The 23,440-nt window shown below is 70.0% G+C and carries 22 protein-coding genes; 8 read left to right on the top strand and 14 right to left on the bottom strand.

Annotation, left to right across the window (positions count from 1 at the left end):
• Window positions 1–84: 84 nt before the first annotated feature.
• Together ACIRP2_RS15750 and ACIRP2_RS15745 are read left to right on the top strand one after the other, a co-directional pair.
• A complete protein-coding gene (locus tag ACIRP2_RS15750; protein ID WP_404250493.1) occupies window positions 85–1,413 on the top strand; it encodes a class I SAM-dependent RNA methyltransferase in 1,329 nt (442 codons plus the stop codon).
• Window positions 1,414–2,270: 857 nt separating this feature from the next.
• The gene (locus ACIRP2_RS15745) at window positions 2,271–3,500 is read left to right on the top strand and encodes a damage-control phosphatase ARMT1 family protein (protein WP_404250491.1); all 1,230 of its coding nucleotides are present in this window, start codon (window positions 2,271–2,273) and stop codon (window positions 3,498–3,500) included.
• Between the two features lie 466 nt (window positions 3,501–3,966).
• Here the strand turns inward: ACIRP2_RS15745 and ACIRP2_RS15740 are convergent, their stop codons facing one another.
• Complete coding sequence (locus ACIRP2_RS15740; protein WP_404250489.1) at window positions 3,967–5,361, bottom strand: lipase family protein; 1,395 nt, start codon at window positions 5,359–5,361, stop codon at window positions 3,967–3,969.
• A gap of 21 nt (window positions 5,362–5,382) precedes the next feature.
• Entirely contained in the window at window positions 5,383–5,580 is a 198-nt protein-coding gene (locus tag ACIRP2_RS15735) for a hypothetical protein (protein WP_404250487.1), read from the bottom strand.
• A 301-nt stretch (window positions 5,581–5,881) separates the two neighbouring features.
• On the opposite strand from ACIRP2_RS15735, the gene ACIRP2_RS15730 reads away from it, so the two are divergent.
• Entirely contained in the window at window positions 5,882–6,496 is a 615-nt protein-coding gene (locus ACIRP2_RS15730; RefSeq protein WP_404250485.1) for a TetR family transcriptional regulator, read from the top strand.
• Window positions 6,497–6,651: 155 nt separating this feature from the next.
• Here the strand turns inward: ACIRP2_RS15730 and ACIRP2_RS15725 are convergent, their stop codons facing one another.
• The 5 genes from ACIRP2_RS15725 to ACIRP2_RS15705 all read right to left on the bottom strand — a co-directional run bounded on the left by ACIRP2_RS15725 (window position 6,652) and on the right by ACIRP2_RS15705 (window position 13,815).
• Window positions 6,652–8,130: a serine/threonine-protein kinase gene (locus tag ACIRP2_RS15725; RefSeq protein WP_404250483.1), complete on the bottom strand. Its 1,479-nt coding sequence runs from the start codon at window positions 8,128–8,130 to the stop codon at window positions 6,652–6,654.
• A gap of 8 nt (window positions 8,131–8,138) precedes the next feature.
• Entirely contained in the window at window positions 8,139–8,918 is a 780-nt protein-coding gene (locus tag ACIRP2_RS15720) for a serine/threonine protein kinase (RefSeq protein ID WP_404250481.1), read from the bottom strand.
• Window positions 8,919–9,245: 327 nt separating this feature from the next.
• Window positions 9,246–11,273: a family 43 glycosylhydrolase gene (locus ACIRP2_RS15715; RefSeq protein WP_404250479.1), complete on the bottom strand. Its 2,028-nt coding sequence runs from the start codon at window positions 11,271–11,273 to the stop codon at window positions 9,246–9,248.
• Window positions 11,274–11,302: 29 nt separating this feature from the next.
• Entirely contained in the window at window positions 11,303–12,787 is a 1,485-nt protein-coding gene (locus ACIRP2_RS15710) for a peptidoglycan DD-metalloendopeptidase family protein (protein ID WP_404250851.1), read from the bottom strand.
• 38 nt (window positions 12,788–12,825) lie between these two features.
• Complete coding sequence (locus ACIRP2_RS15705) at window positions 12,826–13,815, bottom strand: alpha/beta hydrolase-fold protein (RefSeq protein ID WP_404250477.1); 990 nt, start codon at window positions 13,813–13,815, stop codon at window positions 12,826–12,828.
• A gap of 255 nt (window positions 13,816–14,070) precedes the next feature.
• On the opposite strand from ACIRP2_RS15705, the gene ACIRP2_RS15700 reads away from it, so the two are divergent.
• Entirely contained in the window at window positions 14,071–14,265 is a 195-nt protein-coding gene (locus tag ACIRP2_RS15700; RefSeq protein WP_404250475.1) for a hypothetical protein, read from the top strand.
• Here the strand turns inward: ACIRP2_RS15700 and ACIRP2_RS15695 are convergent.
• Together ACIRP2_RS15695 and ACIRP2_RS15690 are read right to left on the bottom strand one after the other, a co-directional pair.
• Window positions 14,259–14,462 carry a DUF397 domain-containing protein gene (locus tag ACIRP2_RS15695; RefSeq protein ID WP_404250473.1) on the bottom strand — a complete coding sequence of 68 codons (204 nt, stop codon included), beginning with the start codon at window positions 14,460–14,462 and terminating at the stop codon, window positions 14,259–14,261. The genes ACIRP2_RS15700 and ACIRP2_RS15695 overlap by 7 nt on opposite strands.
• On the bottom strand, window positions 14,462–15,286 hold the full coding sequence (locus ACIRP2_RS15690) for a helix-turn-helix domain-containing protein (protein ID WP_404250471.1): 825 nt from the start codon (window positions 15,284–15,286) through the stop codon (window positions 14,462–14,464). Before ACIRP2_RS15690 ends, ACIRP2_RS15695 begins: the two co-directional genes overlap by 1 nt.
• A 200-nt stretch (window positions 15,287–15,486) precedes the next feature.
• Between ACIRP2_RS15690 and ACIRP2_RS15685 the strand changes: the two genes are divergently transcribed.
• The gene (locus ACIRP2_RS15685) at window positions 15,487–15,963 is read left to right on the top strand and encodes an ATP-binding protein (protein ID WP_404250469.1); all 477 of its coding nucleotides are present in this window, start codon (window positions 15,487–15,489) and stop codon (window positions 15,961–15,963) included.
• Between the two features lie 192 nt (window positions 15,964–16,155).
• Here ACIRP2_RS15685 and ACIRP2_RS15680 read toward each other — a convergent pair whose 3' ends face one another.
• The 5 genes from ACIRP2_RS15680 to ACIRP2_RS15660 are packed head-to-tail and all read right to left on the bottom strand — an operon-like array spanning window position 16,156 to window position 21,723.
• Window positions 16,156–16,614 carry a hypothetical protein gene (locus ACIRP2_RS15680; RefSeq protein WP_404250467.1) on the bottom strand — a complete coding sequence of 153 codons (459 nt, stop codon included), beginning with the start codon at window positions 16,612–16,614 and terminating at the stop codon, window positions 16,156–16,158.
• A complete protein-coding gene (locus tag ACIRP2_RS15675) occupies window positions 16,604–17,671 on the bottom strand; it encodes a hypothetical protein (protein ID WP_404250465.1) in 1,068 nt (355 codons plus the stop codon). Before ACIRP2_RS15675 ends, ACIRP2_RS15680 begins: the two co-directional genes overlap by 11 nt.
• Window positions 17,668–19,665 carry a hypothetical protein gene (locus tag ACIRP2_RS15670; RefSeq protein ID WP_404250463.1) on the bottom strand — a complete coding sequence of 666 codons (1,998 nt, stop codon included), beginning with the start codon at window positions 19,663–19,665 and terminating at the stop codon, window positions 17,668–17,670. Before ACIRP2_RS15670 ends, ACIRP2_RS15675 begins: the two co-directional genes overlap by 4 nt.
• Complete coding sequence (locus ACIRP2_RS15665; RefSeq protein WP_404250461.1) at window positions 19,662–20,417, bottom strand: toll/interleukin-1 receptor domain-containing protein; 756 nt, start codon at window positions 20,415–20,417, stop codon at window positions 19,662–19,664. Before ACIRP2_RS15665 ends, ACIRP2_RS15670 begins: the two co-directional genes overlap by 4 nt.
• Window positions 20,418–20,430: 13 nt before the next feature.
• Complete coding sequence (locus tag ACIRP2_RS15660) at window positions 20,431–21,723, bottom strand: helix-turn-helix domain-containing protein (protein WP_404250459.1); 1,293 nt, start codon at window positions 21,721–21,723, stop codon at window positions 20,431–20,433.
• Between the two features lie 341 nt (window positions 21,724–22,064).
• Between ACIRP2_RS15660 and ACIRP2_RS15655 the strand changes: the two genes are divergently transcribed.
• The 3 genes from ACIRP2_RS15655 (at window position 22,065) to ACIRP2_RS15645 (ending at window position 23,242) form a co-directional block, all read left to right on the top strand.
• Window positions 22,065–22,193 (top strand): hypothetical protein, encoded by a 129-nt coding sequence (locus ACIRP2_RS15655; protein ID WP_404250457.1) that lies wholly within the window; start codon window positions 22,065–22,067, stop codon window positions 22,191–22,193.
• A 305-nt stretch (window positions 22,194–22,498) separates the two neighbouring features.
• Window positions 22,499–22,801: a hypothetical protein gene (locus tag ACIRP2_RS15650; RefSeq protein ID WP_404250455.1), complete on the top strand. Its 303-nt coding sequence runs from the start codon at window positions 22,499–22,501 to the stop codon at window positions 22,799–22,801.
• Between the two features lie 21 nt (window positions 22,802–22,822).
• Entirely contained in the window at window positions 22,823–23,242 is a 420-nt protein-coding gene (locus ACIRP2_RS15645; protein WP_404250453.1) for an ankyrin repeat domain-containing protein, read from the top strand.
• Window positions 23,243–23,440 lie beyond the last annotated feature (198 nt).

The raw sequence follows: 23,440 nt of genomic DNA, 5'->3' as shown, positions 1-23,440 counted from the left end.
GTGGTCAACGGCCGGACGACACCCACGTAGAATCGTAGGTTGTTGTCCGGCCGTTAGTCCCTTGATCTCTGGAGCCACCCCCTCATGCAGAACGAACCCACGTCGTCGCTGGTCGGGGAGGAGTACGAGGTCGAGGTCGGGCCCGTCGCGCACGGCGGCCACTGCATCGCCCGCACCTCTGAGGGACGGGTCCTCTTCGTACGGCACACGCTTCCCGGCGAGAAGATCATCGCCAAGGTCACCGAGGGCGAGAGCGACTCCCGCTTCCTGCGCGCCGACGCGGTACGGATCATCGAGGCGTCCAAGGACCGCGTCGAGGCGCCCTGCCCGTACGCCGGTCCCGGAAAGTGCGGCGGCTGCGACTGGCAGCACGCCAAGCCCGGCGCCCAGCGCAGGCTCAAGGGCGAAGTGATCGCCGAACAGCTCCAGCGCCTCGCCGGTCTCACCCCGGAGGAGGCGGGCTGGGACGGCACCGTCATGCCGGCCGAGGGCGACAAGCTTCCGGCGGGCGAGGTACCGGCCTGGCGCACCCGCGTCCAGTACGCCATCGACGAGGACGGCAAGGTCGGCCTGCGCAAGCACCGCTCGCACGACGTGGAGCCCATCGAACGCTGCCTGATCGCCGCCCCCGGCGTCACCGAGCTCGGTATCGAGAAGCGGGAATGGCCCGGCATGGCCTCGGTGGAGGCCATCGCCGCCACCGGCTCCCACGACCGCCAGGTGATCCTCACCCCGAGGCCCGGTGGTCGGCTGCCCCTCGTCGAGCTCGACAAGCCCGTCTCGGTGATGCGCGTCGACGAGCGCGACGGGGGCGTCCACCGGGTGCACGGCCGCGCCTTCGTCCGCGAGCGCGCCGACGACCGCACCTACCGCGTCGGCTCGGGCGGCTTCTGGCAGGTCCACCCGCAGGCCGCCAACACCCTGGTCCGCGCCGTCATGCAGGGCCTCCTGCCCCGCAAGAACGACACGGCCCTCGACCTCTACTGCGGCGTCGGCCTCTTCGCCGGCGCCATCGGCCAGCGCATCGGCGAGAAGGGCGCGGTCCTCGGCATCGAGTCCGGCAAGCGCGCCGTCGAGGACGCCCGGCACAACCTGAAGGACCTGGACCGGGTTCGCATCGAGCACGGCAAGGTCGACCAGATCCTGCCGCGCACCGGCATCACCGAGTGCGACCTGATCGTCCTCGACCCCCCGCGGGCAGGTGCCGGCAAGCAGACGATCAAGCACCTGTCGGGCCTGGGTGCCCGCCGTATCGCGTATGTGGCATGCGACCCGGCGGCACTGGCCCGCGACCTGGCATACTTCCGCGACGGTGGCTACCGGGTGCGGACTCTGCGGGCGTTCGATCTGTTTCCGATGACCCACCATGTGGAGTGCGTGGCGATCCTGGAGCCTGCTGAGAAGGGCGCCTGACCTGCGGGTTTATAGCTCGGGTAGGTTGCTCGACCTGCTTCCCTCCGTGCAGCGGGTCGAGCGGACAGATCGCCTGTTGGAGGTGGCTTGACCTGCGACTTCGTGGCGGAAACGACCACGGCGGCGGCGATTTCAGAGTCTTGTTCGGAGATTCTGGACGCTCGGGTGACGCTTGCTCTGAGGCGCTGGCCCGGCCGCATGGCTCTGGTGACTGGGGGCGATCACGAGACGATGTCGGTATCTCGGGCCATGGCCGGCTGCTCGGTTCCCGGTGCTCTCGATGTGCTTCGGGTCGGGTAGTCGGTGAGCCGTGTCGTGGGCGTAGCGGGGGCGTGGCCGTTGGTGTCGGGTGGGCTTGGTAGAGGCGGTAGGTGGGGCGGACAGGGAGGTACTTGTCGACGAAGTCGTCCTGCGCCGCCGTTCTGGCCGGTGATGGCGTCGTAGACGTCGCCGAGGAACTCGAAGGGCATCTTCAGCCTTTGCATGAAGTCGGCGCCGAAGTTCCCCAACCTCCTGCGCGTCCCCAGCAGCCTGACCTTGGAAGACCACAACAGCCCGGCCGCAACGCCGGGCTCCGGCGCGTCACTTTCTGCCCGGTTTTCGAGGCGAATGCGAGCCGAGGGCTCAGCGGAGCATTACACATCAAGGACTCGTTGGGCGGGTTGGCGGACACCGACGTCGACAATTAAAGATGGGGCAGTATTGACCATGAAACTGACCTTCGACGACGACTGGCGTGCGACGGTGACGGACGATCCGCTGCGTATTGTCCCAGGCTTCGCGCGGGGGAGACCTGGAGAGAACCAGCAGTCAGGAGACTGACGCTCCGGCTGTCGATTTGCGAAGGGCTGGACGCCATGGGAGACAGAGGCCCCCACACCGCGGGCGAAGGGGCCGGAGCCGACTCCGGTCCGGCCCTTGCGGCAAGTCCGCCGGTCATCACGAGTAACAAGCCCGGCTCGTTTGCCTGGGGCGTGCTGGCCAGCCGCCACCCTGCCCTCATCCAGCAGGTACGAGCCGCTTTCCCGTACAGTCGTCGGCAGCACGAGGCCCTCGATGCCCTGCTTGACGAGATCACCAACGGCGCCGTCGAACCGCTCGACCCTGAGGATCACGATCACGAGCACTGGGCGGACTGGGGGCGGGAGCACTTCGGGCGATCCTGGTACGACACGCCCTTCCTGTGGGCGGAGAGCTACTTCTACCGCAGGCTCCTCGGCGCGGTCGGGTACTTCGGTAACGGACCGTGGCACGGAGTGGACCCCTTCGCGCCGTTCAAGCAGGCCGAACTGTGCGGCGAGGCGGTGCAGGAGGAACTGCGGGCCCTGGAGGCGCTCGCGGACGCGCCGGCCGATGAGCGGGCCACAGCCCTGCTCCATGCCTCGCTCTGGGGCAACCGCGCGGATCTCGGCTTTCGCGTCTTGGCGGGGGAGCCGGCGGCCGGTGAGGCCGCCGCCTCCGCACTGGTCGCCGACGACAGTGCCTTGCTGTGGCAGCTCCTGCCTGCCGGACGCTCCTCGACTGTCGCCGTGGTGGCCGACAACGCGGGACGCGAGCTGATCCCTGACCTGATCCTCATCGACCACCTCCTCGAACAACGGCATGCCGAGCGGGTCGTCCTCCACGTCAAGCCCTACCCGTACTACGTCTCCGACGCGATGACGGCGGACGTGGTCGACTGCCTCCGGCGCCTCACCGAGGCGCCCGGCGAAGCGGGCCGGATCGGCGGCCGACTGTGGAAGGCCATGGCGACGGGAAGCCTGGAGGCCCGCACCCACCCGTTCTTCTGTGCCCCCTTGCCGTACGAGGAGATGCCGGAGGACCTCCGTGAGGAGTTCGCGGGTGCCACGCTCACCATCCTGAAGGGCGACCTCAACTACCGCCGCCTGGTGGGGGACCGGCTGTGGGGTGCCACAGTGTCATTCGCCGCTCGCACCGCCTACTTCCCGGGAGCCGTTGCGGCCTTGCGCACACTGAAGTCCGACGTCATTGTCGGCCTGGACCACGCGACCTTGGACGCCCTTGAGTGCTCCGGTGCCGCGTGGCGCACGAGTGGCACGCACGCGTTGATTGAGGTGAGTAGGTAGCCGCCGTGGTCACGGAAGTGGTGACCGAGGTGCTGTTGGGGGAGCTTGGCGGTACGGCCCGCCAGGGGCGCTCCCTCGGCTGGTTGCGACGCTCGTTTGATGCTCCAGGCGGCCAGAGGGTCGCTCAGAGCGGCTTTGAACCTACGCTGACGTGCGACTATGCCTGCTTCCGTTTGATGTGAGCTCTTTCCGATGACGCACCACGTGGAGTGTGTGGCGATCCTTGAGCTCGCCCAGAAGCCCCTGACCCGCCGGTTTGGGCGGTGTGCGTGATGTGTGGTGCGGGCGTTGCTGAACGAGTGAACCTGAATAGCCGTCACCCCAGCCTCGTCGGCTGATCAGCACCTCTCGACAGCGGGGGAACCTCGGCCCGCGGGACGCGTACGCCGACCAGCCCCCCCAAGAACGTGCCGCGCCCCCGGGGTGTCGCTCCGGGGGACGCGGCGGATTCGTAGGGGCGGTGGGGTCAGGGCTGGACGGGCATCGACCAGCAGTTGGAGGTGGACGCCTTGCCGGCGAGGCGGTCGGTCAGCCAGGAGATGGCGTCACCCTGGTCGGTGATGAGCGGTACGAGGTGGTTGGTGAGGATCTTGTCGCCGAGATTCGGCAGCACGATGGCCTTGTAGGTGACGTCGGCGCTCTTGGCGCACCAGTCGACGGCGAGCTTTCGGGCCTGGGTGTGGGGGACGATGTCGTCCTGGACGCCGGTGGCCACGCGGACCGGTCCGGACGGCTTGAGCGTGCCGATGCGCTGCTTGTCCAGGGCGGCTTTCGCGCGGGGGTCGGCGGCGATGATGTCGCCGATGGACTTGCCGTTGGTGGTCCATTCGCTGCTCTTGGTGAAGCCGTAGCCGAACAGCGCGTCGCCGACGCACATGGTCGACGCGTCTGCCAGGGCGGCCCTTCCGGCGCTGTTGATGTTCGCGTCGACGACCGCGCGCAGGTCGGGGTCGGCCTGGGCGAATCCGTTGATCGACCAGGCCAGCGCACCGGCGAGCGCGCTGCCGTCGATGCCCTTCATGACCGACGTCAGGTCCGCCGGGGGCGCGCCGGTGTAGGTCCCGGCGAGTGGGACGTCGGGCGCGTAGGAGGGCTGGAGTTCCGCGGCGGCGGCGCTGGCGCCGCCACCCTGGCTGTAGCCGTACAGGCCGGTGCGGGACGCCGCGGTGACCGAGGCGCCCGGGACGGCGCGGGCGGCACGGGCGGCGTCCAGCAGGGCGTGTGCCTGGTCGAGGCGGTTGACGTAGGTGTGCAGGCGGTCGGTGGCGCCGAGGCCGACATAGTCGGTGACGACCACCGCAGCCCCGGTGGAAAGGAGTCGGTAGATCGCCAGGGCCTCGTAGCCCACGGACACCGTGTCTCCGTTGAGGGTGAGCGGGTTCTGCAGGGCGAAGGACGGCGCGCACTGGTCGCCCTGGCCCATGGTGCCGGACGCGACCGCGACCAGGGGGCGTGGTCCGCCGCCCTTCCAGGTGGCCGAGGGCTCGATGTAGGCGCCGGTCACGGCGACGGGCAGTCCGGCCGAGTCGGTGGACTTGTACATCAGCCGGGTCGCGGTGCCCGGCATCGGGCGGCCGTCCAGGCCGGGGATGCCCAGGCCGAGCGGCAGTGCCTCGGTGCGGATCAACGCGCCGTCGGCGTCGGGAAGTTCGGCCGGAGGGGTGTAGAAGTCGGGGATGGTGACCCCGCGGGAGACGACGGGTTCCGGTGCGGCCGCGGAGGCCGGTACCGACGACAGGCCCGCACAGACCGTGCCGGCGGCGACGACCCCGGCCAGCAGGCGCAGTCCCGTCTTGTTGCCACGGCCGGTCGCCGTGGTGGTGGTGAGGGCGGAGCGGGAACGGGTTCTCTTGCGGCTCATGGTGTGCTCCTCGTTCATCGGTCAGATGATCGTGTCGATGTCGTGCTCGGTGATGACGTCCCTCGCCCGTTCGGCCACGGTGGCGGTCACCGACGGGTCGCAGGCTCGGGTTGTGCCGGGGATCGGCGCACCGTCGGGGACGTAGAGGCCGCGGCGGCCCCGGACGCGGCCTTCCGGGGCGCGGACGGTGAGCAGGGTGCGCCTGCGGGGATGGGGCATGAGCGGCTCCTGGAGGGGGGTGGGACGCCGTCCGATCGGTGTGGCCGTCGAAACTGCCCGGGCGGGAAGGGTCCTCGGCGGTCGCTGTCGCCTGAACTCGGTCCTTGCGGCCGATGCACACCAAGTGCCCTGCAGAGCAGTGCTGTTACTGGCTAGTCACTTACGGCAGCGTAGGTCTGCGCGTCAGTCAGTGACAAGACGTCTGTGCGTGTCATTTTCGAATGGCTCGCTATGCTGCGGTCACAGGGACGGAGAGCGGGGGCCGACGGTGCGCGAAGCGCCAACCGCGATACGCGGGACGGTGGTTCAGGAAGACGGCAGGCCATTGCTTGCTGAACGGCGCAAGGCCGCTCTCCGCTTCGAGATCGCTGCCGAGGCTGTCCGGCTGTTCGCCCTGCAGGGCGTCACCGGCACGACGGGCGAGCAGATCGCTCAAGCCGTGGGCATTTCCTCCCGCACCCTCTGGCGCCACTTCCCCAGCAAGGAGAGCTGCGTCCTGCCGCTGCTCTCCGCAGGGCTCGAATTCGTCGTGACCCAACTGCGCCATTGGCCGGCGGACATGAGCCTGCTGGACTTCGTCACGCAATCCCTGCGGGCCGGCGAGCTGCCGTCCGTCGCTCCCGTCACCCTCGACCTGATTCGTATGACCACCACCGATCCATCACTGCGCTCCGTCTGGCTCCAGGCCCACGACGACGCCCTGCCCGTCCTCGGACAACTCCTTGCCCAGCGGTCCGGCGGCAGCGCCGACGACCTCCGAATCAAGGTGCACGCGGCAACCATCAATGGCGCATTGCGCGCGGCCTCGGAGGACTTCGCCCGCCGGTACGCGGAGGAGCCCGGGGCGGCGGGCACCGAAATCGCCACGTGCCTCCTTGCCGCCCTGCGCGCAGCTTCGGAGGGCTTGCCCTACTGACCACCGGGGGAGCCCTGGGGGAGCATCGCTCTCGCCCCGAGGTGCGCGAGCCTACGCGGACTGGGGGAGAGCAGGGCGGAGACGACCGCACGGCGGGCCCGCGCCCGGACGCCGCTACTCGCCGTCGGCGGCGGGCGCACCGTGCCGCACGCCGACTACAGGGGGCCGCAGTCCGGGAGAGCCGGGCGGTCCTTCGTACGGACGGCAGGCAACCAGGCCGTGGCCGGAACCTTCGCTCCGGGGACGCGGATCCGGAACCAGACGGTGGACCGGCGGTCCTCCTCGTCGAGGATCGGCAGCCCGGAGGCCAGTCGGCATTCCGCCTCCAGGACGTCGTCGTGCCACACACGGGTGTCCACGACGTTCTCGGTGGTGTAGGGCCGCCGCGGGTCGATCGCGAGGCCCAGACTGCAATGAAGGTCACGGTCGCGGCGCTCCTGGCAGCCCCGCTCGGCGTTGAACACCCGGACCTGGGCGGGGTTTTCGGGGGTCCCTCGGAGGGCTGCGGGGCCGTGGCCGGTTCCGTTCCCTTCCACGTAGGTCCAGAGCGCGGCGGCGGCCGCACACCCGATGGCGGCGAGGAGTACGGCGGTGACCGTACGCGGGCGGGGGCCGGAGCGGTCGCGGCGGCGGAGGCGGATGCGAGGACCGGAGCGGCGGCGGGCCGGGAGTCCGGCCTCGTGGGCCCGGATGCGCTCGAGGAGGCGTTCGGCGGTGTGCGGGGCGCGGGCCGCGTGCGTGGGGGACAGGCAGTCGGTGGCGAGGGCGCGCCAGAAGGCGGGGACGGCGCTGTCCATCCGTAAGGGTGCCCCGCCCGCCGCGTACTCCTGCACAGCGGCCCTGCGCGCCGTGGGCGTGGCGCCGGGGAACGGCAGGGCGCCGTGCGCGAACACCTCGTGGACGACGATGCCGAACGCCCAGATGTCGGCGCTGGGCCGCACCTGGACGCCGCGCTCCGCGAGGGGCTCCCGCCACCGCTCGGGCGGGAGGTAGTCGAGGGTGCCCATCGGGGCGGTCCAGCCGTGCGTGCCGGTCACTTCGATGGCGAGGCCGAAGTCCGACAGCCGTACCTCGCCGTCCCGCCCGACGAGGATGTTCTCGGGCTTGAGGTCGGTGTGCACCCAGCCGCTGCGGTGCAGATGGGCGAGACCCTCCACGATGCCGCTGACGAGCCGGGTGCCCTCCTCCTCGGTGATGCCGGCGGCGAGCAGTTCGCGCAGGCTGCACCGGGCCCGCTCCATGACGAGCACGATCGCGTGGTCGAGGGACGGCCGGTCGGGAGCGCTGAGGACCAGGGAGTCGACGAGCCGGACGAGTCGGGGATGGCCGGCCCTGCGGCCGAGATCGATCTCGCGGCGGGCGGCCTCGGCCACGCTGCGGGCCTGGCGGGGCGCGAGTCCGGCGGTCGGCATGATCTTGAGCGCGACCTCGTCCCCGTCCGCCGGGTGTGCCGGACGGTCGGCCGCGTGGTCTGCTGCGTCCGTCGGCCCGTCAGCCGCGCGCCCGGCGTAGACGGTGGCCCAGCCGCCCGCGCCGATCGGCTCGCCGACGACCCAGGGGCCGATCCGGTGGCCCTCCGGCAGGAGTTCCGGTCCACCGCTGTCCCCCGGCGCAGTCCGGTCGTGCACCGTCACCGTCCGCCCTACCGATCGCGCTTGGCCGGCTCGGCGCGCGGCGGCAGGAGGGCGAGGTGCTCCTCCCGTACGAGTCCGAACTTCAGCGCGATCCCGACGACGGCCTCGCGCTTGCCGTTGCGGCGGTCGGCGCGGGCCGCGCCGTCCGGGGCAGCGGGAACGCCGATCCGCAGTTTCTCGTCGGCGAGGTAGTCGATGTGCGCACTGACCGCGCGGGCCGTGAGCCGGGCACAGCCGGCATGGCCCCGGAGCCGCTCGACGACCTCCGGCGTGGTCGGCACGGCGACCGGTGAACGATCGCGCAGCCAGGGCTCGCAGAGCGCGACGAGAACCAGGAAGTAGGTGGCGGTCTCGTCCAGGGAATAGGCCGTGACGGTACGGCTCTCCCACGATCCGTCGCCGATCGTCTGCGGATCCAGATAGACGTGGTCGGGCGCGAACACCTGGAAGAGAACCGGGGTGTCACGGCGGGACGGCAGCACCACCCGGGAGAGCTCGAACGGGATGGGCGCCCCGAGCCGGCGCGGCGGGACGCGCAGGTACTCGCCCGCGCCCTCCGGATTCTCCACCAGGTAGCTGTGGGTGGTGCTGAGATTGCTGAGCTGCCAGTGGTCCTCAGTGGCGCGGATCTCCCCGGCCAAGCGGGACACCGCCTCGTCGGAGAGGCGGAGTTCGACCGGTGTGCGCGCCGAGCCGCGGCCGAACCGCACGCGTTCCCCGGGGCCGAGCCGCAGGGTCACCGCGTCACCGCCGTCCCCTTTCGGCAGGTGCACGACGATTCCGCTCACTGCTCCCCCATCCCGCGCGCCGACCACCCTTGTCCGACGGACGAACGTTACCCCGTGTGCGCACGGTGATTCACCGAGTGGTATTGGCCATTCCGGCGGGAGCGGGGGACGGGGCCGGAACCGGGGCGCCGGGGTGCGGGCGGACGCCGATCAGGGCGGCGTCGCGCACGTGGCGAAGGGGCGGTGATCCGACAGGGATCCCCCCGCGCCCGGCGGCGGGCGTGCCGCGCCGTGGTGGGGAGTCGGATGCTGCGTCATGGCGGTTGGCTCTCTTCGGCTTCGACGATGCCGGGACACGAACGGCGGGGAACGGAAGGCGGGGTGTGGTCAGGGCTGGGCTCGGGCGCCGGAGAGGACGGCCGCGACGGCGCGGTCGCCGAACGCCGCCCAGGGCCGCCAGGCGCCACCGGGCCGTTCCTGGACACGGGTGCGCACCCGCCCGTCGGCGGTGACCGCGAACAGGTGGAGACGGCCGATGGCGTCGGCCGCGGTCGACGGCCCGGCGGCGAGCACGACGCCGGGCGCGGTGAAGTCCTCCCCGGCGTCCCAGGTGCCGCCCGGCGCGAGCTGCCGGCGGTGGTCGAGCCGCTCGCCGCCGGGGGCGAGCACGAAGCCCTCCAGCCGACCGTCGGCGCCGGGGACGAGCAGCGGGGCCGCCGCCGACCAGCCGAACAGCGGCTGCCAGTCGTCCCACCCGCCGCTCGGGAGCGACTGGCGCCGGTGGAAGGCGGCCACGCCCGAGGGAGCGATCGCGGAGACGATGAGCCGCCCGCTGCCGTCGCGGTTCACGCGCGGGGCCGCGCCGGCCGGGGTGCCGAAACGGTTCCACGGGGCCCAGTCGCCGCCCGGCGTCTCCTGCCAGCGGTGCAGGAGTGCGGCGCCGCCGGGCGCGAGAGCGAAGACCTCAAGGCGCCCGTCGGCGTTGACCCCGACGGCGGGCGGGGCGCCGGCCGGGCCGCCGAAGCCCGCGTCCCACGGGTCCCAGGTCAGCGCGCCGGGCGACCACTGGCGGCGCCGCGCGACAAGGGTGCCGCCGGGGCTCGGCACGAAGACCTCCAGGCGGCCGTCGGCGTTGCGGGCGACGGCGGGCGCGGCGCCGGCCGGGCCGCCGAACTCCTCCCAGTCGTACCAACTGCCGTCCGGCCGCTGGACCCTGTGGTGCAGATGGGTGCCGCCGGGGGCGAGCGAGAACACCTCCAGGCGGCCGTTGGCGTTGCGGCCGAGCGTGGGAACGGCGCCCGCCGGGCCGCCGAACGGCTCCCAGTCCGACCAGGTGTCGGTGTCCGGGTCGAGCTGGACCCGCCGCAGCATCGAGCGGTCCACGGCGTCGAGCGCGAACACGGTCAGGCGGTCGTGGACGTCCAGGGCGGCGACCGGGTTGTCCGGGCTCTGCCACACAGGTGGGGTGTCCTGCCAGTGCAGGGGCGCCAGCGAGAGCCCGCGGCGGAACCAGCCGGCGGCGCTCGCGTACCAGTTCTGCCCGTCGGTGACCGGTTCGACCGCATGACCGGGCACGTGGCCCGCGTACTCGTCGAGGGTGAAGTGGAAGGGATCGCGGGAGGCGAGCACGTCGGTACCGTCATAGCCGCCGCGCGGCCCGATGAACAGGTGGTACCAGCCGTCCCGTTCGACGACGTACGGCGACTCGGTGACGGAGACGCCGGTGGCGGTGGTGCTCTCGTCGGCGAACGCGATGCCGGGTTCGCTCCAGTTCAGCAGGTCGGGGGAGCGGCGGTGGCAGACGAGGTGGCGCCCGTCGGCGGCGGACTCCTCGGTGTAATACATGACCCACTCGGTGCCGATCCGCGCCACCATGGGGTCGCGCGCCGCGCGGCCCCGGAACAGGGGGCCGGACGCGAGACGGGTCCAGGTGAACAGGTCGGTCGAGGTGGCCAGGTTGATCGCGGCCCCGTCGCGGCCGCCCGCGGCGTAGAACATCCAGTGGGCGCCGTTCGCCTCGATGACGTGCGGCGCCCAGAGGTGTTCCTCGCCGTGATAGGTCGGATCGACGGTCAGCGCGTCGGCATGGCTGGTCCAGGGCCCGTACGGGTCGGGGGCGGAAGCGTGCGCGAAGGCGACCTCGGCGGAGCTGTCCGGGGCCTCGCCGGGCGCGGCGCTCTCGCCGACGATGGAGAACAGGTGCCAACGGCCGTTCGCCCGGACGAGGGTGTGGTCGTTGAGGTAGCGGCGCCGGCCGGGGAGGGACGGGTCGTACACGGGGGTGAAAGGACCGGCGCCGATCCACTGGTGGGGCGGGAGAGGGGCGGCGAAGGCGGCGCCACGGCCCAGGAGCGGGAGCGCGAACGCTCCCGCCCCGGCCGCACGCAGCAGGTGCCGCCTGCTGATCGGGTGCATGACTCTTCTCCGGAAGGGACTCGGGCGGGTCAGTTGACGGCGGGGCCGGAGGTGGAGTTGAGCCAGGCCCAGTCGGACCATGTCGCGAAGCCGGTCTGCCATTTGTGGTAGACGCCGGCGCTGCTGGTGCCGAAGACCTCGATGCGGCCGTCGGCGTTCGCCGTGGCGGTGACTTCGGTGCCGCCGGTGCCGAAGGACTCCCACTGGCCGTACGGGGCGTTCACTCCGGTCTGCCAGAGGTGCTGGGCCGCGCTGCCGTTGATCGCGAACACCTCGACCCGGCCGTCGGGCGAGCGTTCGCTGGTGAGTTGGGAGTCGGCGGGGCCGCCGGTGGGTTCCCAGTCGGACCAACTGGTCAAGTTCGTCTGGTACTTGTGGAATACGCCGGTGGGGCCGGAGGCGAAGACTTCGAGGCGTCCGTCCTGGTTGTGGTCCAGGGTGAGGTCGTGGCCGCCGCCGCCGAAGTTCTCCCATGCGGACCAGGTGCCGTTGACCGCGGTCTGGAACTGGTGCTGGAGGACGTCGTCGTTGAGTGCGAAGACTTCGAGGCGTCCGTCCGGGGACTTCTCCATTTCGATGCGGCTGTTGGCGGGTCCGCCGCCGGCTGATTCCCATTCGGACCAGCCGCTGTTGGCGGCGGTCTGGTACTTGTGGAAGATCCCGACGGGGCCGGAGGCGAAGACTTCGAGGCGGCCGTCGCCGTTCGCGCCGACGGCGATGTCCTTGCCGCCGCCGCCGAAGTTGTCCCAGCCCGACCATCGGCCGGCGGGCGAGAGTTGGTAGAGGTGCTGGAAGACGTTGCCGTTGATGGCGAAGAGTTCGAGGCGTCCGTCGGCGTTCGGTCCGATCGCCAGTTCCGCGCCGCCGGGGCCGCCGAGGGATTCCCAGTCGGACCAGTTGCCGTTGACGGTCGTCTGCCAGGCGTGGTGGACGCCGTCGGCCCCGGCCGCGAAGACTTCGAGGCGTCCGTCCGCCGACCGGGCCGACACCACCCGGCCCGACTCCGCCGGATACACCAACGGGGTAGGACGGGGCCCGGTGCCGGGGGTGCAGGGCAACACCACGCCGTGGTCGGCGAGGTAGGGCTCCGGGTCGATGCCGTACGAGGCGGAGGAGTCCCCCCAGATGCGCAGATGGAGATGGGGGCCGGTCGAGTTGCCTTCGGCGCCCATCAGGGCGATCCGCTGACCTGCCACGACGTGGTCGCCGACGGACACGTCCCGCTGGTACATGTGCCCGTACTCGGAGATCCTGCCGTCGGGGTGCTGGACGCGGATCCACTGGCCGTAGCCGCTTTCGTAGCCGGAGATGGTCACCTCGCCGTCGCCCACGGCGTAGATCGGAGTGCCGTAGTCGTTGGCGATGTCGACGCCGTTGTGGCCGCTGTGGTAGTGCTGGGACACGTAGCCGGCGGCCGGGCACGCCGCGGTGAAATCGGCCGCCTGGGCGGTGGCCGGTGAGGCCAGTACCAGTCCGGGCGCCAAGGCCGCCGTCGCGGCGAGCAGGACGCGCAGCGCGCGTCGGGGGAGAGAGTGTCACGTGACGCCTCCCGTCACGCCTTGCGGAGACGGCCGATGATGCCGTCGATGTCGCGCTGCATCATGTCGTGGCGGATGAAGTGGCCGCCGGGCAGCTCGTACGACTCGTGAGGGATCCCGGCCTGGTCGAGCAGCCCGCGGAACTCGCGCTGTCCGGCGAGCACCTGGTTCTCGTTGACGGTGTCGAACCAGTTGATGGGGTCGGGGCTGGTGCCGCCGACGAGGAAGATCCGCTTGTTGCGGTAGCTCTCGATGCGCTGGACCGGGTTGTCGGCGGTGACCCTGGCCTCGTCCCACAGCGGAGCGCCGTAGATGGTGCCGCCGCCCAGGTCGAGGGCCGCGGAGGACGCGTTGGCCCAGTGGGCGACCAGGCCGAAGTCGCGGCGCAGACTGGCCGGGCCGGAGTGGGCGCTGACCGAGGCGAAGTGGCCGTAGTACTTGGCGGCGTACTTGAGCGCGCCGAAGCCGCCCATGGAGAAACCGGCCACGGCCCGGCCGTCGTACTCGGCGTAGGTGCGGAAGTTGGCCTCGACCCACGGCAGCAGCTGGTTGATGTGGAAGTGCTCCCAGTTGCGGGGACCGACGTTGGAGCTGACGGGGTTGGAGTACCAGCCGGCGTGGCCGCCGTCGGGCATGACCACGATGATGGGCTTCCCGGCGGTCCAGGCGCGGATACCCTCGCGGTCGAAGGTGATGAAGTCCTGGTCCGATCCGCCGCCGTGGAACAGGTAGAGGACGGGGTAGGTGCGGCCGCTCCAGTGGTAGTCGTCCGGCAGCAGCACGTTGACACCGGGGTTCCAGCCGATCGCGTCGGTCTGGAACCGGTAGTACCACATCCGGGGGTCGCCCTCGTTGTGGTCCACGATGTGCAGGCCGAAGCCGTCTCCGGCCGCCGCAGCGGTCGACGCCCCCGCGAGCACGCCTCCGGCGCCCAGGGCCAGGGCGGCGGTGACGCCGCCGGCGGACTTGAGGATGCTCCTGCGGGTGGGCTGGTGCGAGGTCAACGTAGCCTCCTGGGTGGGGGAAACGCGGCGACGGATTGTCCGGCCGCCGTGTGACAGGCGGTTCGGAACGTAGCGACGTGACTCCTCGGCGGAGAATCCGGAACCTTACGGACTGACAGGCGCGGCCCGGACGCGGTAGAAGGCGAGCGGGACCCTCGCGTCACGCGTTGGGGTACGCCGCGGTGGATCGATCCGCGGGGCTCCTCGCAGGCGGCGGGAGGGGCACCCACCGGCCGCCTGCGAGGACCGCTGCCGATGGACTCGACCGCGTACCGCTACCACGATCGCAGCGCGCTGTTCGTCAACTGCACCCGCAACCGCTCCCCGGAGGCGAGCCACGCCGAGGGCCTCGTCGAGCGCAGCCGTGCGGTGATGGCCGGCCTGGATATGCCGACGCCCCGCGCCCGGTGCGGATCGGACGTGGGGCGTGCGCAGGTCGTGGCTCAGTGATCGGCGGCGTACGAGACGAAGGCGGCCCATGGCCGGGGGCCGAAGGCGAGTTGAGGGCTCTGCGCATGCTTCGAGTCGCGTACGTGAATGGTCTCGGGGGCGAACGCGACCTCCACGCACTCCGGGCCGTCATTCGTGCTGTAGCTGCTCTTGAACCACTCCAGCGCGGAACCGTTCCCCGTCGAGGAGTTGGTCATCATGTCTCTCCCAGCGCTTTCTCGATGACGGCCAGCGACTCACAGGGTGTGAGGGCTTGGGCCCGGATGATGCCATAGCGAATCTCGTGGATCTGGACCTCCTTGGGATGAGAGATCAGCCGACTGGTGAGCTGAACCTCGTTGTGTCCCACGGTGTCCCCATCTCTGAGTCGCAGCAGCTGAAGTGACCCTGCGAGACCGGCGTGGTCTTCGCGATCCGTGGGCATCACCTGGATCTCCACGTTCCGTCGATGGCCGACCTCCAACAGGTGTTCGAGCTGCTTTCGCATCGCCATTCTGCCCCCGAGCGGGCGGCGCAGTGTCACCTCTTCCTGGACAAAACTGAAGACGGGGGCAGGTTGCCGATCGAAGACCTCCTGGCGTGCCAGTCGCGCGGCGACGAGCCGCTCGACCTCCTCCTCGGCGAAGGGCGGACGCCGCATCGCGTACAGCGCCCTCGCATACTCCGGCGTCTGAAGCAGGCCGTGGACGACGGAGTTGGCGTAGGCGCACAGTTCAACCGCCTTCGACTCCAGCTTGGCCAGATCCCGCACCTTCTTCGGATACCGAGCCTCCTCCGCGTCCTTCTTCAGCCCGGCGATCAGCCCACCTGCCTCCACCACCGCGTCGGCCTTGGCCAGAAATGCCTCACTCGGCGCCCGCCGCCCCCGCTCCACCGAGGAAACCTGTTCCTCGCTGTAGCCGATGGCCGTTCCCAACTCGGCCTGGGTGAGCCCCTTCCGCTCGCGGCACGTCTTGACGACGCGGCCGATCGTCCGCAGTACGGTCGCCGACTCCTCGTCGTCACCGCCGTACGGCTCCATCCCGTCACCGCCCGGCGCTTCCTGCCCCGTCACACCCACGTTCGCGCACCTCCACGTCCGTCACGTCCGTACCCAACTCCTCCTCGGCGCACCGCGTAACGCCGCGCCGCCCGGACAGAGCCGGACAGAGGCCGGACAGTGACGCTGCGTACTGTCGTCGTTACTGGTCAACGTAGAGGTGGCCGACCACGCTGAGTGACATGAATCCCGAGACTGCCCACTCGTCGGCATTCCGCCCCGGGCCCACGCGACACACCGCTGCGACCCGCCACTTCGCCATCCTCCTCTCGGCCACCCCGCGCGGGGCCCGCCTCGCCCGCCGCCTCGCGGCCGAGGAACTCCACCGCTGGGGCTGGCCGTACGACACGGAGACCAACCGGACGGCGACACTCCTTGTGGCCGAACTCGCCACGAACGCGGTGCTGCACAGCCGAGCGCGGGGTCGCGACTTCCGCCTGCGGCTCACCCTCCGCCCAGGGGGTCCGGCCCTTCGTGTCGAAGTCACGGACGCGAGCCCCGACCGCCGCCCACCGGCTCCGGGCAGGATCCCGCCGCCGTCTCCCGACCTCGACTCCGGCCGGGGCCTCCTCCTCGTCGAGGCCCTGTCCACCCACTGGGGAACCACCGAGGGCGACCCGTACACCAAGACCGTCTGGTGCGAGGTCGCCCTGGCCTGACTGGGTGGCGTCTTGGAGGTTGCTCGCCTGCGAGAAGCAGGTCGAGGTACTGCTCGCGGACTTGGAACGGTGGGGCGTACGGGTGGAAGGCGGGCCGGACAGCGCGTTCCCGGCCCTTCGCGCCGTGCGCCTTGTCGCGGAGGTTCTCGCCACAGCAGTGTTCCGCGCTGTGATGCAGATGCCGTCACGGCGTCAGGAGGGTAGCTTTTCGGTGCCTGTTGAAGGCTCGTTGACGTGGAAGGTGAGGCCCGTGATTCGGCCTGCCTGGATGACGGGACCGTGCTGAACGCCGCCGGCGATGTCGTTGTGCACGGACCCACGAGGCGTCGTCGAGGACGCGGCGAGCTGCTGCAAAGAGGCGATCAGGACGTGCAGTTCGGTGCTGGTGACGGATCCGCCTTCGACGAGCTGTTGCAGGTGGACCTGCCACTGGCTCCTGACGTCGGCACCCGCCTGCCCGCCCTCCGGAGCGTCGGTGGCGAGCAGCCGGGACCTCGCGTCGTCCAGATCGGTGACTGCGGTGGGATCCGAACCGACGCGTGCCAAGAACCGCCCCACAAGTTCTCGCGCGCGTGTCCAGGAGTCGGTGACCATCAGGGAGACCAAGGTGGTTGCTCCCGACGCCGCGAGCGCGGTCAACTCAGCGTCCATCGTCTCCTCCTGGATTCGGTTCCTCACCGTTGTCCGGTGTGAAGGTCGCCGGCGGATCGAACCGGCGTAGCAGGTCCTCGGCCGTCTCGTGTCGGTTCTGTTCCGTGATGATCTGGGAGATCTGCTTGGCCAGCATCGTCCGCCGGACGTCTCCCTCCGTGAAGCCCATGGCTTCGAAGAAGTCGGAGAGATGGTCCGTGGCCGTCATTTCGTGTCGGGAAGCAGTCCGTGCCCCTTCCAGGAATTCCGGAGTGATTCGCTCGCCTGGTTGCTGTGGCAGGAGGTCCTGAATCCGCTCCGGAATGTCGGTGTCATTGGCTGCGGACGTGAGCTGTGCGAGCAGGGCCAGGTCCGCCACCGTCTTCTCCACGTGCTCGTCGTTCTTGGCGAGCCACCAGACCACTGCGCTGCCGGTGTCCTTCAGCACGTCCTCGCCCAGGTACTGGCGCCTGCTCTGCTCGTACTTGCGTCGGTGCTCCCAGACCGCCTTGTCCTTGCGTACGTCGGCGAGTCTGTCCAAGCGCTCCTGGTCCTGCTCCAGCAGGGTGAGGCTGATGTCTTCCGCCATGGCCTGGAGGTGTTCTGTGGGATCCGGGCACATACGACTGAGGACACCGCCGAGCTCGTGCTGCACGAGTGAGGCTCGGCCCGGCTCCCGTCTCTCGGTGACGGCGCGGGCACGATTCAGGACTGCTTCGACGGCGAGTCCCGCCGGATTGAGGACGGGGTCGTTTCCGGGCGATTCGATGAGGAACCAGCGTACGGTCGCCGAGAACACGAAGTTGTAGTCGTCCCAGTGGCTCGGCAATACCACGCGGCTGACATGGCACTCCGTGCGCTCCACAGGGGTCGCGGTGAGTTGTTCCTCGAAGCTGACCGGTATGGAGCCGCGGCGCAGCGAAGCGATGCGGAAGGCCACTGCGGGGGCAAGGAGCAAAAGCACGGCCAATGTCGGCCACGTCCATGTGGGCCACCGTTGTGTCAGGCCGACAATGGTGAGCAGTAGGCCGCACAGGACGGTGAGGAAGGCGGTGGTCGTCTTTCGCGCGGTCGTCATGGTCGAGTCCCCCTGGCTGATGCCGGCGGCGGGGCGCTCGGGCCGAGGCCCTGGGCCACGCTGATCTTGTGGAGTAGCAGTTCGGTGGTTTCGACGGAGCGGGTGGGGCCTCCCGGAGCGGTGTGCTCGGCTTCGCGGGCGCTCGCGTACAGGGCGGCGAAGACCTCACCCCGCCTTGTCCCGCACCTTTCGGCCGCGCTGACGAGGAGGTCGAGCAGAATCTCACCGCCCTGTCCGGTGCCGTCGGCCGCCCGGTGGAGCCAGCGTGCCGCGTGCGGCTGCCACGTCGCCCGTGGCAGCTCGGCCAGTACCGCGTGCCAGCACACGGTCAGGGTGCGCTGCACTTCGTTCTCCTCCACCAGCGCACGTGAGGTGTCGGAGGAGTCCGTCAGCGGCGCCGGATCGCTGACTCGCAGGAAGATGGTGAGGTCGGACGGTGAGAGCGCGGGTCGTGCGAGGCGGTCGAGCAGCCTTCGGCGCAGCCGACGGCTACCGGCCACCAGGTCGTCCAGCGCCTGCAGGGCAAGTGCCGCGTCGTGTTCGCGCCGGGCCAGGTAGTACAGCCTGAGCAGAGCCTGATCCGGATGACTGGCCGCGAGAACGTCGGAGCAGACCCGGACGAGTACCTGTGCGAGCTCTCCTCCGAGACGGCCGTGAGCACACCAGTGATAGATCCGTTTCCGGAATTCTCTGCCGTGTTCAGGATCTTCAAGACCACAGGTGAGCGCATGGGCGGCGGCTTCCAGCCGTGCTCTGCCCGTCGACTCGGCACTCCAGTGCTCGGCGAGCGATGCCAGAGCGTCTCCGCGCCCGGTCCGTAGGTACTGACCGGCCAGCCGCGCCACCAGGCCGTCACGAAGGGCCGGGACGACGTGCGGGTCGTTCAGGTCCACGACGCTCGCGGCCCACGAGCCGAGGTGCGGCCGCAGGTCGGGCATGTGGTCCCAGAAATGTGCGCGGACGGCGGAGTCGTAGTCCAGTTCCGTGAAGCGCACGAGTCCGCTCGGGCCGGTGTCGGCCGAGATCTCCCCGAGTCGCTCGGCGAGGTCCTTGTGCTGGAGCAGAGGGAGTCCGTCCGTCGGGGAACGGAGGGTGCGCAGCAAGAGCTGGGCCGCGCGGTGGACGACGTCGGCGTGTGCCCCGTGGAGCATGGAGACGGCGATCAGCAGCGCCCGCTGAGGCGCCTCGCGCAATTCGGCGACGCGTCCGGCGACCTCCCTCCGCCGGTCGTTCCGTGCCCGCTTCGCCGTCGTGCACCACTGCGCGAACCCTTCGTCCGGCCGCGCGCTCTCGCGGGCGCGGCGCACCAGGTCGGCGAAGCCCGCGATCTCCCGCATAGGCCTTTCCTCGCGCACGAATTCCTCGACGGTGATGTCGGCCTGCATGTATTGCTCGTACGGGATGCCGTGCATACGGAGGTGCCGTCTGAGAACCTGCCGACCGCACGGGCGCTGGAGATCGACCCGGTAGTACTGGAGATCGGGATCGAGGGTGCCGCCGTGCGGCATGACGACGACAAGATGTGCGTGCTGTTCGTGCACGGCCTTGCGGAGCGCGGGGAGGTCGGCCCTTGCCGAGGACCACTGGCGGTCCTCGGCGGCGGACAGATCCAGCAGCAACTGGTCACCGGTTCCGACCAGAGCAGGGTCGTGGAGGGCGAGTTCGTCCTCCTCCCCGGGCAGAAGTTCGTGAAAGACGCCGCTGTCCCGGCGGCATTCGCGCAGAAGCACACGGGCCGCGGAGGTACGACCGCTGCCCGGGGTGCCGTCCAGGACGACGGTGCCGGTGTCGGCGAGCAGGGCGCGGGCCTTTCCCATGCCGGGCGGGTCGACCAACACGCGTCGCAGCCATTGGAGTTGGTCCTCAGCGATACGCCGGAAGGTCGGCTTGTCCGAGTCCTGCGGCTGAGCGCCGACGTTGACGTAGATGTGGCCGGGGCCGGTGTGCGTGAAGCCTTGCGGGTTCTCGACTCGTGTACTGCCCGGCTGGTTCACCGGCCGTCGTCCTCGCGTCGATCCGGCTCACCGAACCGATGCTGAACGCCGCCGTGATTGTCGCCCTCGAAGTACGTCATCCCGTCGCCCGAGAAGTGCCGGCCGCCCGACACATGGCGGGAGTTCTGGTAGATGCTGCCGCTGCCCGTGTGGACAGGGCCGTGAGAGCCCTTCACTACGGTGCCGCCGACGTCTCCGGTGAAGTCACGGCTCTGTACCGCTGTTCCGCTCACTTCTCCGATCGAGTTGGTCATGGTGTCGGACGCGGGCGACGTCTCGGCTGCGCGGGCCAGGTCGTCGAGCTCCGGAACCATCTCGGTCACCAGATCGCCGATGCGCCTGAGGCCGGCCTCGGTTTCGTGGGTGTCGAACGGAATGGACTGGAGGTCCGCGAGCCGCGCCAGTTCGGGCGGCAGGTCGGCCTTGCTCAACCGGTTCGTCTTCCGGCCGTCGAGAATGGGGACGACCGGAAGTTCACAGGTGAACGCCTCCTCGATCTCCCTGCGTACCCAGTCCTCCCGGTCGTGCAGTCGCGTTCGGAAGTTCGTCCAGTCCGGCCCTACGACTGCCAGGAGGAGGGAACTGCCTCGCAGCGCGGCGAGCAGGGCGTCGGGGTATGCCTCGCCGGGAGCGATGGACCTCGACGCGCGGAAGATGTGCTGCTGGCCGAAGCGACGTGACAGCTCCTGGTCGATCAGCGCGGCGGTCTTCTCCCCGTCGCCTGTGCGGTAGTTGATGAAGATCTCTTTCATGGAGGTGTCTCCCTCAGGAAGTGGATGGGCGCGACAACGTGCCGAGCCGCGGCCAGAGCTGACGTACGGACGGGTGATCCGCATGGCGGGCCAGGACCCGGGCCAGCCGCCGTAGGTCGGTCGTGACGGTCGCTGAGCGCACTGCCGCCACGCTGTCGAGCAGTGGTGCCGTCAGCGCACACGCGTGGTCGATCTCGCCGGCGGACGCATGGGCGAGCGCACGGCGTACGCCGTACCGGACCTGCGTACGCACCGCGTCCTGGCTGACCCCGGCGAGCTGCCGATCGAGTTCCGCAGCCGCTTCTCGTGGCCGACCGAGATCGACCAGGCACCAGCCGGTGGCCATGCCGACCGGGTCGGGAAGGTGCATGGTGCCGATCACCGGCTCGCCGGAGCCGTCGTCCTGGCGGGCGAGGAGCGTACGAGCGCGCTCCAAGGCGCGGAGACAGGCAGGGAGATCACCTGCGAGTGCGTGCCCCTGCGCTTCGCGTTGTGCGGCCAGCCCGCGGATCCGTGCCGGCAGCGTGCCGTTCTGTGCGCGACGGGCCAGGGCGATCGTCTGCTCGGCGTCGTCCCGGTACATCGTGACCAGAGCCCTGCGGACCAGTGCATAACCGGCCAGGGCCTGGTCACCGCCGGCCGCTGCCAGGTCGACCGCGCGCTGCGTCCACCACAGTGCCGCGCGTTCGTCACCGGTTTCCTGCACCAGCCAGCCGACATATTCGGCGTACCGGGAGCCGAGCGCCAGTAACTGTCGACGGGTACCGGTGTCGGTCTGCGTGGACAGTTCTCGCAGCGTGTGCGTCTGCGCGATCAGGGCGGGCAGGAGCAGGCCGGGCTCCACGGTCTGGCCAAGTCTTCGGTAGTGCGTGAACAGCGAGCGAGAGGCTTCCAGCATGCCGGCACCCGAGGCAGGGGAGGCCGGACCGGTTCCTTCCGAACGCCATGTCATCAGCGATGCGACGCCGGCACCCATCACCTTTCGCCGGCCCACGGGCTGGAACCGGTTGGGACCGTCCGGCGACAACTGCATGATCCAGTCCTCCTCGTAGACGTGGCCCGGTGCTGGTTCGGAAGGTGCGTCAGGAGCGGCCTGAGGGGACAGAGCGATCAGCGCCCCATCGGCACCAAGGGCGGTGTCGCACAGTCGGACGAGGTCACGGCTGGGTGCCTTGATGCCTCGCTCGACCTTGCTCAACTGCGCCTTGCTGTAATGCACTGCGCCGGACAGAGCCGTGAGGCTCAGTCCGGCCTCCAAGCGCCGCTTTCTCAGCTCTTCGCCGAACTCGGTGGACGGCTGTGGCACGGAAACCTCCAAAGCCCGTCCGACCAGGCCTGGTTGCTGCACAGAAGAGTGCGGCAACCCCTCTTGGGCGGACAAGGCAATCGATGCTGTTTCCCGTTTCCTTCTCCGACGGTGCGGCGCGGCATTCGTGAGGGGCCGAACTTGTGTCGGTCACGGAGCCTGACGACAGCCCTTAGGTCGGGGCCACGCCACAAGGCTCCTCGTCGGCAGGTCGATCCCACTTGGTTTGCCGCCTCGCTCAGGGCTGGGGTGACGGTGCCGACGGCCTGGTGAGCTGGTCCGGCCCCACCGTGGCGACGAGGGGAGACATCCATCCCGCTGTGGCACAGGGAGTTGGGGCAGTGCTGCTGCGGAAGGGGATGGACGTCCGCCACCCTTCCGAATCCGTACACGTGCTGGCACGGCGGTTGAAGGACAACCCGGATTTCGAGGATGTCCTTTGTCAGGCCGCGCAGGATGTCGTCGCGTGAAGGGCGCTGAGCAACGCCTCTGTAGCAGGCGACACTTCCAGTGGCGATCACGGTTCGTTCAAGACAGCCGCAGTCTCTGCCGCGGGCCTTCCAGCCCGAGGAAATGCGAACGCCCCTCGGTCCACCTCACGCGAACGTGTGAATCCGCCGGGCCTCGTAAAAGCCGCACATCCCCGTGACAACGGGAGAAGAACCGTTCCGCACGTCAACTCCGGCCTTGAACGGCCACGCAAGCCCGTCCTCGGCGCATGCGATCGTGTCGGCTCGGCGCCGCCATGCCCCCCACCAACCGAAAGCGAGCCACCGTGAAGAAGTCCATCGCCTGCTGGACCGCAGCAGCGGCATGCGCCCTGCTCGCACTCACCGGAACCGCCGAAGCCTCCGATGCCATGGCCAAGCCCAAGGCGTGGTACTCCACCGCCGTCTGTGGTGTCGAGAAGATCGGAAGCGGCGACCACGGAAAGCAGCAGCTCAAGGGCACCGGAAAGGGAAAGAGCAAGTCGGAGGCCGAAAAGGCCGCTCAGCGAGATGTACAAGCCCAGATCAGCAAGAAGTACGGAAAGGGGTACCGGGCGCACCACTGCACCTTCCGCAGCTCCAGGCGGTAGGCCCCGCGCCCGTGGAAACACGTGAACAACAGAAAGCGTAAGAAGCTGCCGAAGCGGCTTGCCGCGGCTGCCGGTGACGGACACGTCGGACTTCTGAGAAGACTCCTCGCCCAAGGGGCCGATCCCGACGCCCGCGACCCTGACGGAGCCACACCGCTCTACCTCGCCGCCGTCCAAGGCGAAAACCGTTGCGCCGAGCTGCTCCTGGCGGCCGGGGCCTCGCCCAATGCCGAATCCCGCGGATGGCGCAGCGGGCTACCACTTGCCGCAGCCGCCACCACAGCGAACCCGCCCCTCGTCGAGCTGCTGCTCCGTCATGGAGCCGACCCGCACCTTCGGGAGTCGGGGGGCGGCTCGGCGCTCGACTGGGCACAGGGCTGGAGCGACGACACCGAGGAGCGACGGGCCGTCCTGGACCGGCTGCGCAACCTCACCGCTTGATCCGTCCCCGCAGGACGGCCGGCACCTCCGGTTTGCCGAGTGCTGCCGGGGGTGCCCCTGTGTGTTTCGTCAACCCGGGCTGTTTCGTCAACCCGGGCTGTTTCGTCGAACCGGGGTGGTTCGTCGAACCGGGGTGGAATGGTTCACAGGGGCTTGTTCCGGTTGCGCGAAGCGTGAAGTTCCCGGCAGGTCGGCTGC

It is taken from the genome of Streptomyces sp. NPDC101194 (genome assembly GCF_044767885.1).
Taxonomy (GTDB): Bacteria; Actinomycetota; Actinomycetes; order Streptomycetales; family Streptomycetaceae; genus Streptomyces.
Note: the sequence above shows the minus strand (reverse complement) of the source record. Positions and strands in the feature narration are given on the sequence as shown.

What these genes read in the sequence shown, in the direction of transcription:
- ACIRP2_RS15750 (WP_404250493.1), top strand. Translation starts at nt 85, where the DNA reads ATGCAGAACGAACCCACGTCGTCGCTGGTCGGGGAGGAGTACGAGGTC.
- ACIRP2_RS15745 (WP_404250491.1), top strand. Translation starts at nt 2,271, where the DNA reads ATGGGAGACAGAGGCCCCCACACCGCGGGCGAAGGGGCCGGAGCCGAC.
- ACIRP2_RS15740 (WP_404250489.1), bottom strand. Translation starts at nt 5,361, where the DNA reads ATGAGCCGCAAGAGAACCCGTTCCCGCTCCGCCCTCACCACCACCACG.
- ACIRP2_RS15735 (WP_404250487.1), bottom strand. Translation starts at nt 5,580, where the DNA reads ATGCCCCATCCCCGCAGGCGCACCCTGCTCACCGTCCGCGCCCCGGAA.
- ACIRP2_RS15715 (WP_404250479.1), bottom strand. Translation starts at nt 11,273, where the DNA reads ATGCACCCGATCAGCAGGCGGCACCTGCTGCGTGCGGCCGGGGCGGGA.
- ACIRP2_RS15700 (WP_404250475.1), top strand. Translation starts at nt 14,071, where the DNA reads ATGGACTCGACCGCGTACCGCTACCACGATCGCAGCGCGCTGTTCGTC.
- ACIRP2_RS15695 (WP_404250473.1), bottom strand. Translation starts at nt 14,462, where the DNA reads ATGACCAACTCCTCGACGGGGAACGGTTCCGCGCTGGAGTGGTTCAAG.
- ACIRP2_RS15690 (WP_404250471.1), bottom strand. Translation starts at nt 15,286, where the DNA reads ATGGAGCCGTACGGCGGTGACGACGAGGAGTCGGCGACCGTACTGCGG.
- ACIRP2_RS15685 (WP_404250469.1), top strand. Translation starts at nt 15,487, where the DNA reads ATGAATCCCGAGACTGCCCACTCGTCGGCATTCCGCCCCGGGCCCACG.
- ACIRP2_RS15680 (WP_404250467.1), bottom strand. Translation starts at nt 16,614, where the DNA reads ATGGACGCTGAGTTGACCGCGCTCGCGGCGTCGGGAGCAACCACCTTG.
- ACIRP2_RS15675 (WP_404250465.1), bottom strand. Translation starts at nt 17,671, where the DNA reads ATGACGACCGCGCGAAAGACGACCACCGCCTTCCTCACCGTCCTGTGC.
- ACIRP2_RS15665 (WP_404250461.1), bottom strand. Translation starts at nt 20,417, where the DNA reads ATGAAAGAGATCTTCATCAACTACCGCACAGGCGACGGGGAGAAGACC.